Genomic DNA, 14399 nt, shown 5'->3' with positions numbered 1-14399 from the left:
GCTCCCTCCTATCCCATTGCCCTGTCCTTTTTTACTGGAACAGCCGCCTTTATTTTTCCTTCTGTAAGCATGGCTTCCAGGTCATACTGGATATTTTCCTGTTTTAAGAGAGCCTCCAGCATGTGGTTTGCTTTTTCCTTTTCATAGGTCATATACTGAAGCTGAAAAATATAATTCTCAATCTGCAAAATATTTTCCGGAACCTGAAAAAACGGTTCAAGGTAATGATAAAGAATACGCTCTTTTTCTTCCTTTCCTGCATGAGGCGCCTGTAACTGCAAAATAATTTTTTCTACCTCTTCCATAGACTCCTTATGAAAAGCAATACGGTACAAATCCTGTTTCTGCTCCCTGGTAAGAAAGGGCTGTTCCTTTTCGGCAGTTTCCAAAAGGGAAAATGTTTTTACCACATGTTCAAGTTCTGCCATTTACACACCCGCCTTCCGTTTCCGCATCAAAAGGATAATTTCCCGCATTTTTTTCATTCTCTCTGGTGAAGGGCTGTTCTCCATCACCTGAAGAATTTCTGCATCTGCCAGCCCACTTTCTACGCACTGGCGGATTTCTTCCAACTGTTCTGCGGACAGGTTATATTCCAGAATTTTCTCCACAACACTTTTGGGTACTTTTTTCCCAAGCATGGCAATCCCAAGCAGCCGGTGCTTACTTTTTTGTAGCCCTTCCGCTGTTTGTATGCTTTTTTCTTCCAATACCACTTTTGTTTCCCTGGAAGCAGCTTCTGTTTTTTCCCTGTATTTTTCTGCTTCTTTTTTCAGATCCTGAATTTCCTGCTCTTTCTTTGCCAGCTTTTCTTTTAATTCCTGTATGTTTTTATCTTTATATTGCAGGTTCTCATACAGGTCTTTAATCTCCTGGTTTTTCTCTTCAACAACATGCTCCTTTACCAGAGAGGACAAGGCTGTAAAACGGTCATTGCTTTCCCGAAACTGCTGAATGGATTGTTCCATGATCCCCATAAGATTTTTCATATAAGAACGCATTTCTTCATCTTTCGGAACTTCTTTTTTTGCCTTTGACTCTTCCAGTTGTATCCGCATGGTCCGCATACGGCTGGCCGGCAGTTCATTTCCAGCATAGGTTTTCACCTCTTCCAGATCCAGCCCGTTTTTTAAGCCCTCTACGATTTCCCGTACCTGGAACTGGTTATAATTTCCTTCACATAAAAAGTCGATTTCCCCAATCCCTTCCATAAGCCCTATGATGATTGCTTTCATCACCGGGGCTTCCTGGTTACTCTTAACTACCTTCTGGATATCCGAAACAGGAAGACCAAAATCCAGCCCCATAGAAACTGCGTCCATCTGTTCTTCTTTTAAAACTTTCCGGCATTCTTCCAGATACCGTTGTCCTTCTACTGTCATTTACCCTCCTTTTCCTCTGCCCCTCGCAGACGGTTTCCTATTCTTTTCCTTCTGCTGTGCTTCCAACTTTTCTTTTTCTTCTGCTTTTTCATGCAGACGCTCTGCAATCCTTTTTTCTTTTAAGATTTTTTTCCGTTCAATCCGCAAACGCTCCTCTTTCTCAAAGAAATAAGCGTCTGTCTGTTCTGCCTCAGACAAGGAATATCCCATTTCTTTTAACTGCCCAAGAAGGTTTTGGTATGTCTGGTGGTCTTGAAAAAATTCCTGATACCCTTCCTGATAAAGTTTTGCTTCCATCTGTTTTTCCTGCAGCTTATTGAGAAACAGAAGCATTTCCTCATAAGGAACCATTTCTTTTCGTAGCTGCTTTCTTGCCCTGCTGTTTTCCCAAAGCTGTTCCTTTGTTGCATCAGAAATGGCTTTCAACTGCGCCTTATCCTGTATGCGATAAGCTGCCAGAAAATCAAATTCCTCCTGCAATTTTTTCAATTCATGGATTGCTGCCCTGTATTTCCAGGTTTTAGAGTCTGCCATTGGTTTCCCCTGCCGGTACCTGCGAAGAAAACGTTCCTTCTGGTATCTGGTCAAATGCCGCTCCCTGTATGGGATAAACACATACGTCCATTCTACCGGTATCTCCTCTCCGGTCATTTCCGGGATTGGAAGGCGTCCAAAACGCTGCCGAAGCCTTTCCTCTGTATATTCTTCCCCTATCTGGTCAAGCCGCCTTGCCCTTCCTGCTCCGGGTTCCCGAACAGAAAGGCGCTTTCTCCCCCGCAACTCATATCCCATGCTGGAAAGATTTTCAAGAAATTCCTCATAAGAACCTGCGTCCTGTAATGCCTGGTCCACATCTCTTCTGATCCGCCTGTCCCGTTCAGAAAGAGATTTTTCTTCCTGTCCTTTTTGTTTGCGTTTTTCCTTTGCTTCTTCCAGATCCAGCACAGATAAACCATGCTCCCTGCATATCCGGTTGCTCAGAGGCTGAATGATGTTTTCCCAATCCCCGTTTTTATAATCGTATTTATATCCCGTAGTACAGCGTACTGAATTAAAAATAATGTGCCCATGAATATGGTCCGTATCATTATGGACTGCATAAACCGCTTCAAAATCCTTCCCAAGAAATTCTGTCACAAACTCTCCTACCACTTGGAAGGCTTCTTCTTCCGAAACCTCATCTTCCTCAAACGAAAGAATGAAATGGTAGCCCTGCCTTTTATCCAGCTTTCCAAAATGACGTTTGGTATCTACCATCTGGGATAATGCCTGTTCAGGAATACAGTTATGTCCACAGACATAGCGGCCATGTTCTGTTTTCTCCGGGTTCATAATATAGCGAAGACCGTTTGCCAGATGTTTTGCCGGATAGCCCGTTTTTGCCTGTTTCATGTGCAGGCACTTTGTAATTGCCATAACCTACAGCCTTTCCTGCACCTGGCTTACCAGTGTTTTTATCTGCTTCAAAAACACATACAGACGGTGTTTATCTTCCCTGGAATAAAGGGCGCTGTTATTGTTATGGGTAATCTGGTTAATGTTTACACCAATCCGGTTGATTTCCTGGTTCATGCGTTCCAGTTCCTGACGGATTTCCGGGTAATCCCTGGGACGGTTGGTAATCAGCATACGAAGGTACTGGGAATCGGAAAGCCCCATCTTTTCTGCCTGTTTTTGTAACTCTTCCAACTCCCATGAGTACAGCCGGATTTCTTTTCTGCATTTCATTGTTTCTTTTTTCATGCTCCCCCTTTCCTTATCTTTATCACATATTTCATCTACCGATTTCTACTCCAACGCTATCTGCTGTCAACTCCTAAGACCTGCTATCGGTCACCGTATAACTTCCCAGTGTCCGGACTGGCTATGCCAGTCCTCTGCAAGATACGGATTTTACCGTACAAAATCCCATCTTGTTAGGGGGACACCCCTAATACCCCGGATCAAATAGATAGCAAAACGCAGATACTGATAGCAGACCTGCGTTCCATATAGGTAAAAACCGATAGCAGTTCCAAACATCTGCTATCGGTTTTTCCACTTCCTACTTCTATTTCTGCTAACAAAACCCCAGTTCTGTTAGCAAATCTGCCAGCCTCCTGTGTCTGATGTGACAGCAGTTCTTCCATTCTGCTATCAACGCTTTTGCACAGACTCCCATGCAGGCTGCTTCTTCTTCCGCAATTTTTCTCTTTCCAGCAAGTATGGGAAGACTCTCTATGGACCATTTGCCGCTTTGGGTTTCTCTTATGAAATTATTGGTTTACCTGTTCTTCCAAACGCTCCAATGCCTTTTCAAAAGCTCCAATCCCACTGAAAAAGGAAGAAAGCCGAATATCCTCAAACAGATATGGCATGGCTTTGTATAGCTCCAGAAAAATATAGTACAGCACATCAACAACAATGGAATTTCCTGCCTGTTTGTAAAGCTGGCTGTTGCTTATGCCTGCTTCTTTTGCTTTCCGAAAATCCGTATCGGAAAATCCCATAAGCCGGAAGCATTCTAAAGGTGTCAGCCTCCGGATACGGATTAAAGACTCTAAACGGTGTATTCCATTTGATGTCGTAAGCGTAGGGCAGAGTTCCCCATGCTCCTGTACCCTTCCCCGTTTTTCCACAGACGGATAACTAAGATTTACAACACCATTTTCCAAACATTCCTCATAACCTTTCTGTGTCTTTTGACGTACCAGAATGATATTATCTTTTTGTACAGAAGTAAGGGTATGGCAGACTTCTTTTTCTCCCAGTTCCAAAGTCTGCACAATCCTGCCTTCCGGGTCATACCTGCCCCGGATTGCTCCTGGACATTTTTCTACAATCTTTGGCTGGTCATGTCCTGCCAAAACTGCACCGCTGCTTCCTAAAGGGGAATAAATAACCCCGCTTGAACCATAGCCGGTATGAATATCTCCCACTTGAAGAATTTTGGGCTGCTGTCCGCCACCACCACAGGCAGTTACCGTAGGGCAGCACCCGTCTGGCAGATAAACCCGTCCAGTCTGTTCAAACACCCCTTTGATATTTCCGGCCCTCTTTACCCGGTTTTCCCGAAAAGCCTTCAGGATTTTTTCGTCCGGCTCAAACAAAAGGGCTTTTCTCTCTTCCATATCTTCAATCAAGCGGCGTACTTTTTCCTGGGATAAGTAGTATCTTTCCTCTACCGTATCCTCCAGAATATCCATAAGGCACTGGAAGGACTCCAGCGGTTCCGGAAACTGGAATTTTCCATTATCCATTTCCTTCTGTATCAAAATCAGATATACCCGTTCCCTGTTCTGGGGTATTCCATAATGCTTTGCATTAAGAACACTCCAATAGGTGTGGTATCCGTATTCATGCAGTTCTTCTTCAAACAACCGGAATGTGGTATCCCGGAATTTTTTTCCTACAATATTTTTTACATTTTCATAAATTCCCCATACTGGTTTGACACCCCGTATCATACGGAGCCACTCCACCAGAAGGGAAGAACGTGTTTTATCAATATCATGGGAACCACACATGCCGCAGGCGTCCCTTTTGGAATAATGTACCTGCAGAGGGTTATACTCATACCCGCAGCTTCGGCATTTCCAAACCGCGCCTGCCTGCTTGCCTGCCAGGGAAAAATCCTGACAGGGGCTTCCGCCACAAATCATGTTAAACGGTTCAATCTCCCTTTCGTCCACTTTTGTAATATCTCCCAGATTCAATGTTTCACTTGTACCATGAATCGCACAATAACTCTTTGCTGCATATTTATCAAACTCACAAAAATTTACCAAACTATATTTCATTCCTCATATTTCATGAGGTGTAGCTACACATTTTACCTAGGATTACTCACTTATTTCCTCCTGTCTCCTAAATTTTTTTATAGTCTTCATGAGAAATCCACAGCTACAAACGAAATATCCATCTGGCATTACCTTACAATCATAGAATCACCCCTTCCCGTATCCAGAGTTTACCCTTCTGTCAAAAATTCTGTTGGTCTGCACCACCTCCTTTCTACATCTTTCCGTTTTCTTATCTCTTAATAGGCTCCTGCTTTTCAGGATTTTGTATTTCCTTTGTTCTTTGTTCTCCTGCCAGTTTTAGTTCTCTGGTATAACTATCATAAACATATACCTCATTTGATAAAAAATCTGCCCCTACCAAATCTGGTTTACTGTTTATATCCCGAACCATTGTTTTGAGTTCTTCAATCGTATGCGCATGTGTATCTACTGCCAAACACTCATGAATACTAGCAGGAAGAATATAGGTTTCCCCTCCAAAAAAATCCGCAATTTCATCCATGATATCTTTATTCAGAATAGAAGCAGCTCCCCAATTTTTATTTTGGTTTGTAACACAATACATCTCTTGTTCCTTCGGTATCTCTATATCCCCAGGTCCAAAAAGTCTACTAATTGAAAATACTTCCGTTTGATTTTTAAAAGAAGGATCATCAATAAGTTCCGCTAAAAATTGTTTCGGTTCTATCTGATGGTAGTTGAAATATTCTTCCGGCAATTTTACACTATACTCCGTACCAGGGACATTCCATTGGAAGATAATCTCCAGATTTTCAAACGGAACATGCGCCAGCTTCGGTCTAAACTCCAGGCTTTCTTTTGGAATAAAAGCAGGTATAATATTTTCTTTTTTCGCTTTCAATATCTGGATATTTTTTGTAAACTGTATTTCGTCTTTTGCCTCATGAAGTGTCCCTGCATAGCTTTCTATAATGGAGGGAAAGCTTATTCCCTCTTTGTACATACGATAGAAATCTTCTGCATAAGTGGTAATTCCTACATTACTTCCTTCTGGACGAAATACAATGCCATGATTCTGTTGTCCATTTTTATATACCATACGAAAATCTATGGTTCCCTTTACTTCCTCTGTGACAAATTCCAAAATCTGCTTTTTCAACTCTTCATAAAACATATCAAAATCCATGTTTTCCACCCTTCCTAACATCTCTTTTTCTGATATTTGCCAGCACTCTGGACACATACACCTGCTTGGGTATCCCCATGCGGTATCCCTGCCGCTCATAGCTCTCTTCGATAAACGCAACCCGTACACGTCCATGCAATTTCCTCTTTCCTATCCACTGCACTACTTTTTCCATCTCCGCTTCGCATTCGTCGATCTCCCATTTTTTGAAACATTCCTCATCATAGCTATTTTCCAAAAGAATACCCTCCTATCTTGCCTGTGCTATCTGGTATGGTACTATGTTCCTGTGTCCTACCGTTTTCTTTATCTTTTGTATTTGTGTCCCTTTTGTTTCGGTAAGAAGCGGCCTTTCCTTTTCTACCAGGCTGGAAAGCTCCTGGTTCTCCTTTTTATACTGCAAAAAAGCATTATAATCTTTTCCCATAGGTGGAAGACGTACAAAAACTTCATACTCCATAAGGGTATATTTTTTTGCCAATTTTTTTGCCGCTTGTCTTCCCCGCAGGTCATTATCCAAACAGAACTGTATCTTCCTGATATGAGGATAATCTTTTAAGAACTTTTCCAAAGGACCATCGGAAAGCATTCCAAGTACCAGGATATTGTTCTGATAATCTCCACGCAGTTCCATATCGGACATGGCATCAATGACCGCCTCATATACATAGATCGTATCACTGTTTCGGTCTACCAGATTAACCCCATAAGTTTTGTCATTCCCCGTAACATCTCCTTTAAAGGGTTTTCCGTATTTATCCATAGTTCCCCTCTGGCTGGCAAAACGTGGGATACCCTCCGGATCTTTTCCCACAAAAACCAGGTTATGATACGTTCCGCTCTCATACAAAATCCCCTTTTTTACCCAAAAATCAATCATCTGCTTTGACAACTTCCGCTGTTTTATCAGATAGCCATATAACCGACGGCTGGTTTCTGATTTTGAGGGAAGTACAAAAGGTTCTTTCGGTATGTCTTTTTTCTGTTTTGTTTCTTCTATCTTTCCAATCTGTCTTTCCGGTTGAAATTTTTGCATGGTTTCAGTACGGATATATCCGGCAAACTCCAGCAGATATTTGACTGCCTCCACAAAATCCATGTTTCTGAAATATTCCAGAAAGTCAATGGTACTGCCACCTACCCCCTGGCTAAACCGGCACCAGGAAGACCGGTTGAAGATCATCACAGAATCCATACCCACTGCCTGATAGAACCTGCCCTTCCTTTTCAATGGAATCCCTATCTGCTCCGCCAAATCCACTAAGTCCACTGCCTTTGCAATCTGAATTTCTTCAGCCGTAAATTTTCCCATACTGTACCTCTTCATATTTCATATCCAGATAATGTGCCATTTCCGGGTGCAGAGCTTCAAAAGCAGTCAGGTAGCGGAAAGAGGAACTATGCTCCCCCTGTCCGATACAAAATTCCCTCAGGCTCTTTTTTGAATACTGAGCGGGCTGGTTGCACCAACGACTTAGGTTGATATACATCCCCTTATAAATCTCCGGTGCCCGTTCCCATGCAGCATAGCGCATCAAATAAGCCAGACACTTATACCGCATCAAAATCTCAATCCGTATGAAAACGTCCCGAATATCCTTTGCCCAAAAATCTGCTTTCCAGGTTCCTTCCCAGTCATAGCCGCACAGTACATACAGCTTAACTTTCTGATAAGGAACTGGGATCACTTCCCGCAAAAGTTCCAATTTTCTTACAATAAGTTCCTGATCTTTGATATGGTCAAAGGCAAAAATCATACCATTATCCAATTTTCCAGATGCCAGAAGTTCCATCTGCCTTTTCTGCATAATCCGCAGATCCAGCCCTTGCCGGAACTGAAACCGCCTGCCTGTTTCCAGGATACTGGAAAAGATTTTTTCCCACCCTGCACAGGCAAAAAAGTTATCGTCCAAAAAGCATAACTTCTTTCTGGACGGATCATAAAATTCTTCCAATGGGCTTGCAGCTACTGCACCGGTGCTGTTTTTGTTTACACAGAAACTGCACTTCCGAAAACACCCCCTGGTGAGGAAACCAATGGAATAATTCGTATAAAATTGGAACTCCTTCTTCTTTTTCTCTCCTTCGCTATGTTCTTTTACCATCTGGTCATACAAATGATAGTCCGGTGTATGATGTTCCATTTCTTTGGGAAGTACCGGTGCTTTATCGTAAAAAAACCCGGTTCCTCCATAAACGGTTGTTTCCTTCGCCAAAATATGTTCCGGCACAAAGGTATCCGTAAACACTTTTGATACATAGAGCCGGTCATATTCCCCTGCCTGGCTATAATCCAAAAGAAGTTCTGTTTCAAATCCCTGCTCCTTCCAATAAGCGGAAAGTTTCATACATGCCAAGTTAGGAAACCGGTGTCTTTTCCGGTATAAAAGATCTGCATCTATAATCCCTATCCTCAACGCCTGCTCCTTTCCATACGGGTAGTTCCGGTTTTCTGCCTCTGCTTACTTACTTCTTTTCTTTTTTTCTCTTCCATGCTTCTCACCTCATATTGCCAAAGAAAGGACAGCCGCAGCCGCCCTTTCCCAAGTTTAAAAACTAATTTTTATTTCCTATGCCTTTTTCTGTTTTTTTCTGTAATAAAGTAAGCCTGCTACCATGCCTGCACTTACACCAAGAGCCAGCAAAGGCAGGAACCAGTTGGTATCATCACCGGTTTTTGGTCCCGGTTTGACGGTACCTGGTGTTTCCGGTATTTTTTTATTCTGGATTTCTTTTACCACTTCAATGACTGGTGTTTTATCATTCTGGTAACTGAATACAATCTCCCACTCTTCTTCTGTCTTTTCATACCCTTCTAAGGCCGCTGTTTCTTTCAGCACATAGGTAATCGGTTCTTTGAAAACACCATTTTCATAAGTTCCAATCGGAAGCAGGCTGGAAACTGCTTTTCCATCTTTCCCGGTCTTCAGGCGTTCCACTTCTTTACCGGTTTCCTTTTCCAGCAGAACAAATTCTACTCCTTCCAGAGCCGCTTTGCTGTCTGCATCCGTTTTTACGATAACCAGTTGTCCCATAGCACGCTCATCTTCCATCTTTACTTTCTGGATTTCTCCAGTTTCTTCCACTGTAAACTCCACATCATTGGCTACAATATATCCACCAACTGCCGCCTCTTCATGCAGGGTATAAGTTCCTACCGGAAGGTACTCAATCAGATGTTCTTCTCCTGTGGTCCAGGACTCTACAACTTCCCCTTCCTGATCCAGGATCTGCAGCTTAGCCCCTTCAATCTCCTTACCATCTGTAATATCTGTTTTAGAGATAGAAACCTTTGTATGGTCGTCCTTCATTTTCACTTTTTGTACTTCCCCAGTTTCTTCCACAACAAATTTTACATCTTCCGCCCGGACATATCCCTGTTCTGTAGGCGCCTGTTCTTCATGCAGTATATATTCCCCTGGTGCCAGTGCGTAGACTACATGAGCTTCTTTTTTTGACACCCACTCTTCTACCACTTTTCCTTCCTGATCCAGGATCTGCATTTGGGCCCCTTCAATCTCCTGTCCACCGGTTAAATCTACTTTCGTAAATTCTGTAATGGTCGGCTGATTGGAAATTTCTTCTGAAAAAGCGAGAAGTTCAAGGGTCTGGTCTGTATAAGACGCATCAAAAGAATACATTTCATCATTTGGCAGGTATCCAGGCTTATGCTCTACTTCCTTGATGTAATATTTTCCATGGGGAAGATCAGAGTGAAATACCAGCTTGCCCTCTTTGTCGGTTGTTCCCAGCTCGATCAAGGCATCTTTTTCTACAATCACTTCCCCTACCGCATTTTGGATAGCCTCCTGTGCATACAGCCCGAATCCTACTCCTTCCAGCGGTTTTCCGGTTTTTGCGTCTTTTTTCAGAAGGCTCAGGGAAATTTTCTGTCGCTGATTGGTAAGTTCCATCGTTACATAATCCACTGCTACTTCCTGACCCTTATATGCAATTTCAAATTCTTTTGCTTCTGGATCAAGAACACAGTTCTGTCCTGCTTTTTCTTCCACCACATAATATTTTCCGATAGGAAGGTTATTAAGAACGGCTTTCCCTTCTTTATCTGTCACCATACGGGCTACCAAAGTATCTTTTTCATATTTCACAATACGGTTTCCAGCTTCATCCTTCTGTCCGTCAGGGGTATAAATGGTTTCTCTTGCATAAATGGCAAATTCTGCAGCTTCCATGTTCCCCACTTCGTAGTCAAATTCATAGCCTTTCTCTTTTTCCATGACTTCTTCCCCGGTGAAGAAGCTGCTTACCTGGTTTACGAAACCGGCCACACCGTTTTTCATCTTTGTTAGGAACTTTCCTTCTACTTTGGAAGCACCAGAAAGTTTTTCTCCTTTTTTGTGGATTGTAAGGCTTCCTACGGCTTCATCATTATACTGTTCAATGACAACAATAAATTTACCGGTTTCCTCTTCTACCTGGTGTACGGTATCCGCATCTACAGTAATCGTGATCGGTACTTTCTTTACTTCCTGGTAAGTTCCCCCGTCTGCTGTTTCATTCAACGGAACTTCCTTTCCATCTTTTAAGAGAGCATTTTCAAATCCTATCTGTACATAGTTTTTAGGTGCTTCTATCTCTTCGATTCGGTAAGTACCGCACTTTAACTGTTCCGGTGTGATCAGGTATCCCTCTTCGTTTGTCCTGAACACAGATACCACTTCTTTTTTCGGGTATCTTACGATCATTTCCACATATTTTTCTGCTTCCACATCAAAAATTTTATAAGCTGCACTGTTATCCAGTACTGGCTTCTGTGTCTGGGCATCTTTTTTCACAATCTTGAAGTAATACTGCAAAGGTCGGTCATCAAACACACGCCATACCTGAGGTTCCCTGCTGTCTTCTGAAATCTGTACGATAAATGGGCGGATTCCTTTTAAATTTTCCGGAACAGTAGATTCAAACACCACATACCTTCCATAAGGAAGCTCTGGGCTCTTCAAATATCCTTTCTTGTCGGTAAACAGCTCTGGTACTGTGATTTTTTTACCATTTTCCCAATAAGAAGCGGTTTCATCTTTGCTGTAATCATATGTGATAAAGTCCTCCGGTGTATAATAAGAGCCATTTCCAGGCTTCAGGCTGCCATCCTTTACGCCAGACAATTCACTGATGAGGAATACCTTGAATCCTGCCCCTTCCACCAGTTCTGTTTCTGTCTGTTCCCCATCTTCTGAAATCTTGATAAGCTGAAACGCCTGTTTCTTTACAGTTTCCTTTACCGTAATATCCCGGTGTACAATCTGTATCTCCTGCCCTTCATACGCTACCTCTACGGGATACTCTGTTTCATCTAGCAGATACCCTTCTGCTGGCTCCATTTCTTTTACGAAATAGTTTCCAAGATACAGGTTTTTGAAGTCCACCGTTCCTTCACTGGAAATCGTACCCTGTGCTACCAATTCTCCTTTTTTATGGACAATGCCATCTTTTTTATTTGGATGCTCTATGTCTTTTGTCGCATATAAACCGTATTTTGCACCTACCAAAGTTGCATCACCCTGGGAAATAAATCCCTGGGAATCTTGATCGATCTTGCTTACATGAACTTCTCCCCACACTTCCTCATTTTTAAAATCATGGGAGAAGGTATAGGTGTACGTGCTGCCATCCTTATATTCATAGAAGAAGCGGTACACTTCATCTGTCATGTAATACTTATCCGGTGCCTGGATCTCCTTTACACTGTAATGGAAATTCAAAGGAATGTCTGCATGGAAAGCAGCAGTTCCTTCTCTGTTAGAAACAGCACGCTCTACCAGTTTTCCTTTTTCTACAAGAATCTTTCCGTCTACCGCTGTAATATCTTCTTCCGCATACAGTCCAAAAACCGCACCCTCCAGGGTAACTCCATCATTTTTTGATTTTTTCACCACGTTTACGGAAATCTCTGGTCTTGCATTGGTAAAGACGGTTTCCCCCTGGGATAAATCTATATTCTGCCCTGCATAGGACAAGGTTACAAACTGGGTACGTTCCTGTTCTGTTTTCCCAATCACCAGATTTTCCGGTGCTTTCTGTTCTACAACCTTATATTTTCCAAGATACAACTCTTTGGAAACAGCACTTCCATCTTCCCCGGTTGTCAGACTTTCTACCAGATCCCCTGCTTTATGCACCTTCGTCACTTTATCCTGGCTGTAAATATCCTCTGCCGCATAAATGTTATATTCTGCCCCTGCAAAGTCCGCATTTCCATATACAAAAGTCAGGTTTCCCTCTTCTCCGGTTACTCCGGTCAGAACCTCACCTTTTTTACGGATTGTGATTTTTCCTTTCTGTTCCTCATTCGTCACTGCAACAGAAGTTGTTTTTCCTGTTTCCAGCTTCACATGAAAAGACTCTGTATTCAGCTTATAACCTTCTGGAACAGAAATTTCTTTTAAATATACCGTATCCTGGGTTTTTGGAAATTCAACCTCGGAAGTACCATTGCTGTCTGTTGCCGGCATTTCTATAAGAAGGTTTTTACATGCACTGTCCAGATAAATACCAAAAACAGCACCGGAAAGGTTTACCTTACTGTTGTTATCCTTTTTTGTCACCTTTACCCTTGCCAGATCTAACCACTTCACTGTAAATTCCACAGAAGCACTTTCCTCTTCAAAAAATGCCCCATATCCAATATCCTGTGAGCCAGAGCCGGTAGATAATACCAAAGTCTTCCACTGCGCTCCTATCTGTCCTTTCAGCTTGCCGCTGTTCCAAGTACCGGTTACTGTTTTTGGGGCACTGAAATAAAATGTGGTGTCCCCTTTGATCTTTACAGTCCCTGTCTGTTTTGTACTTCCACTGTGGTAGGTCACATTGCCTGGCATTTTTAAAGTAATATAGTTTCTATGGTCGCCTTTTAAGCTAAATTCCCCGGTACGCTGCTCATTACCGCTTTCATAAGCCTTTGCTTCCTTTGGGGATAATGTGATTGCTGCTGTCGGAGGTGCTTCCAGGCTGTAAATATGCTGGATATATCCCCATACACCGCTTGCCTTGATATCTTCAAAAGTACAGCCATAAAATCCGTCCATGCCACAATACGAATATGCAGCAGCTAAATGCGTAAAAATATACTTTGTTTTCCAGTCAAAAGACGGCATATACTCCCCGGTAATGTCCCCAGGACCGCCATATCCATAATAGAGGACTTTCTGTAATTCCGGGTTGCTTTCAAACTCATTGGCCACATAATCCGAAGTTGGTGGAGAAGCTTTCATGGATTCCAGGCAGTACGCCACATGTCCATTTACCGTAAAATAGGAAGTGGAATAATTCCCTACACTTGACGGGTAAGGGATTTTCTCCCCCTGTACCAGATGTACATTGCTTCCTTTTTCCCTTTCCATTGCTGCCGGAACAACGGATAAGTACATTCCCTTATCCTCTTCTGGTGTAAGGTCAATTAACTCTGTTCCTGCATCTGGCATTTCCGGTTCTTCGGCCAGTACCTCCGGTATCTCTGGCTCAGGGTCCGCCTCACCGTCCTCATCGGAGCCGCTTTCTGTATGCTGGCTGCTTTCCCCCTGGGATTGCTGTGAGCTGTTTTCCCTTGCTTCTACCACAATCCTTCTCATAATCTGATAAGAGGGGTTTCCGCTTAACGGATCAACACGATAAAATGCCTGGTAAGCCCCTGGGGCGTTAAAGTCAAAGGGATTGCCGGATTCCCCTTCGGCTTTCAGGAACGTTACCTCTACTTTTTCATCATTTTTCTGGAAACCAGTATCATCGGATTCCGGGTTAAATGATTCTCCTGTTTTTATGGTAAGATCCTCTGCATACACCAGTTCTTCTTCTGTCAGTTGATTCTTTATCTCTTCCAGTTCCGGTAATGTATCCAAAGCAGTTTTCTCCTGTTTTGCTTCTGCTTTCTGTATCCGGCTATTTTCCCCAGACTGCCCGGAAGCCAGTGCCGTTATCCCTGTATTGAGTAATGTCGAACAGCTAAGAAGAAGTGCCAGTGTCCCAGCCAGCAGCCTTTTCTTTTTTCCTTTCATCATAACTTTGCTCCTTTTCATTTTTTTCGACAAAAAAAGCAGGCCACACAAGCCTGCTTTCCATTTTCTATCTTCT

10 protein-coding genes are annotated in these 14399 nt (G+C 42.7%); all 10 read right to left on the bottom strand.

Annotation, left to right across the window (positions count from 1 at the left end; all coding sequences use genetic code 11):
• Window positions 1-8: 8 nt before the first annotated feature.
• Window positions 9-428: a hypothetical protein gene (locus WMO43_RS03000; protein WP_117854510.1), complete on the bottom strand. Its 420-nt coding sequence runs from the start codon at window positions 426-428 to the stop codon at window positions 9-11.
• Window positions 429-1382, bottom strand: a complete 954-nt coding sequence (locus tag WMO43_RS02995) for a hypothetical protein (RefSeq protein ID WP_116441969.1) — start codon at window positions 1380-1382, stop codon at window positions 429-431.
• Window positions 1383-2798, bottom strand: coding sequence for a relaxase/mobilization nuclease domain-containing protein (locus WMO43_RS02990; RefSeq protein WP_287643033.1), 1416 nt, complete (start codon window positions 2796-2798; stop codon window positions 1383-1385).
• A 3-nt stretch (window positions 2799-2801) separates the two neighbouring features.
• A complete protein-coding gene (locus WMO43_RS02985) occupies window positions 2802-3125 on the bottom strand; it encodes a plasmid mobilization protein (protein WP_025577448.1) in 324 nt (107 codons plus the stop codon).
• Between the two features lie 512 nt (window positions 3126-3637).
• Window positions 3638-5161, bottom strand: coding sequence for a DNA (cytosine-5-)-methyltransferase (gene dcm / locus WMO43_RS02980; protein ID WP_287643032.1), 1524 nt, complete (start codon window positions 5159-5161; stop codon window positions 3638-3640).
• A 232-nt stretch (window positions 5162-5393) separates the two neighbouring features.
• A complete protein-coding gene (locus WMO43_RS02975; protein WP_287643031.1) occupies window positions 5394-6311 on the bottom strand; it encodes a DUF5688 family protein in 918 nt (305 codons plus the stop codon).
• Entirely contained in the window at window positions 6301-6549 is a 249-nt protein-coding gene (locus tag WMO43_RS02970) for a hypothetical protein (protein ID WP_116441964.1), read from the bottom strand. The genes WMO43_RS02975 and WMO43_RS02970 overlap by 11 nt, the downstream gene beginning before the upstream one ends.
• 12 nt (window positions 6550-6561) lie before the next feature.
• Window positions 6562-7623: a DUF3991 domain-containing protein gene (locus WMO43_RS02965; RefSeq protein WP_349084544.1), complete on the bottom strand. Its 1062-nt coding sequence runs from the start codon at window positions 7621-7623 to the stop codon at window positions 6562-6564.
• A complete protein-coding gene (locus WMO43_RS02960) occupies window positions 7604-8728 on the bottom strand; it encodes a radical SAM protein (RefSeq protein ID WP_349162098.1) in 1125 nt (374 codons plus the stop codon). The genes WMO43_RS02965 and WMO43_RS02960 overlap by 20 nt, the downstream gene beginning before the upstream one ends.
• Before the next feature lie 153 nt (window positions 8729-8881).
• Window positions 8882-14326 carry a SpaA isopeptide-forming pilin-related protein gene (locus WMO43_RS02955; RefSeq protein ID WP_287643028.1) on the bottom strand — a complete coding sequence of 1815 codons (5445 nt, stop codon included), beginning with the start codon at window positions 14324-14326 and terminating at the stop codon, window positions 8882-8884.
• Window positions 14327-14399 lie beyond the last annotated feature (73 nt).

Origin of the sequence: Maccoyibacter intestinihominis, from assembly GCF_040096355.1 — a bacterium.
Lineage (GTDB): Bacteria > Bacillota > Clostridia > Lachnospirales > Lachnospiraceae > Maccoyibacter > Maccoyibacter intestinihominis.
This window is presented reverse-complemented; position numbering and strand designations above follow the sequence as displayed.

Excerpts from the sequence above, each read along its gene's own strand:
- WMO43_RS03000 (WP_117854510.1), bottom strand. The coding sequence starts at position 428 with ATGGCAGAACTTGAACATGTGGTAAAAACATTTTCCCTTTTGGAAACT.
- WMO43_RS02995 (WP_116441969.1), bottom strand. The coding sequence starts at position 1,382 with ATGACAGTAGAAGGACAACGGTATCTGGAAGAATGCCGGAAAGTTTTA.
- WMO43_RS02990 (WP_287643033.1), bottom strand. The coding sequence starts at position 2,798 with ATGGCAATTACAAAGTGCCTGCACATGAAACAGGCAAAAACGGGCTAT.
- WMO43_RS02985 (WP_025577448.1), bottom strand. The coding sequence starts at position 3,125 with ATGAAAAAAGAAACAATGAAATGCAGAAAAGAAATCCGGCTGTACTCA.
- dcm (WP_287643032.1), bottom strand. The coding sequence starts at position 5,161 with ATGAAATATAGTTTGGTAAATTTTTGTGAGTTTGATAAATATGCAGCA.
- WMO43_RS02975 (WP_287643031.1), bottom strand. The coding sequence starts at position 6,311 with ATGGATTTTGATATGTTTTATGAAGAGTTGAAAAAGCAGATTTTGGAA.
- WMO43_RS02965 (WP_349084544.1), bottom strand. The coding sequence starts at position 7,623 with ATGGGAAAATTTACGGCTGAAGAAATTCAGATTGCAAAGGCAGTGGAC.
- WMO43_RS02955 (WP_287643028.1), bottom strand. The coding sequence starts at position 14,326 with ATGATGAAAGGAAAAAAGAAAAGGCTGCTGGCTGGGACACTGGCACTT.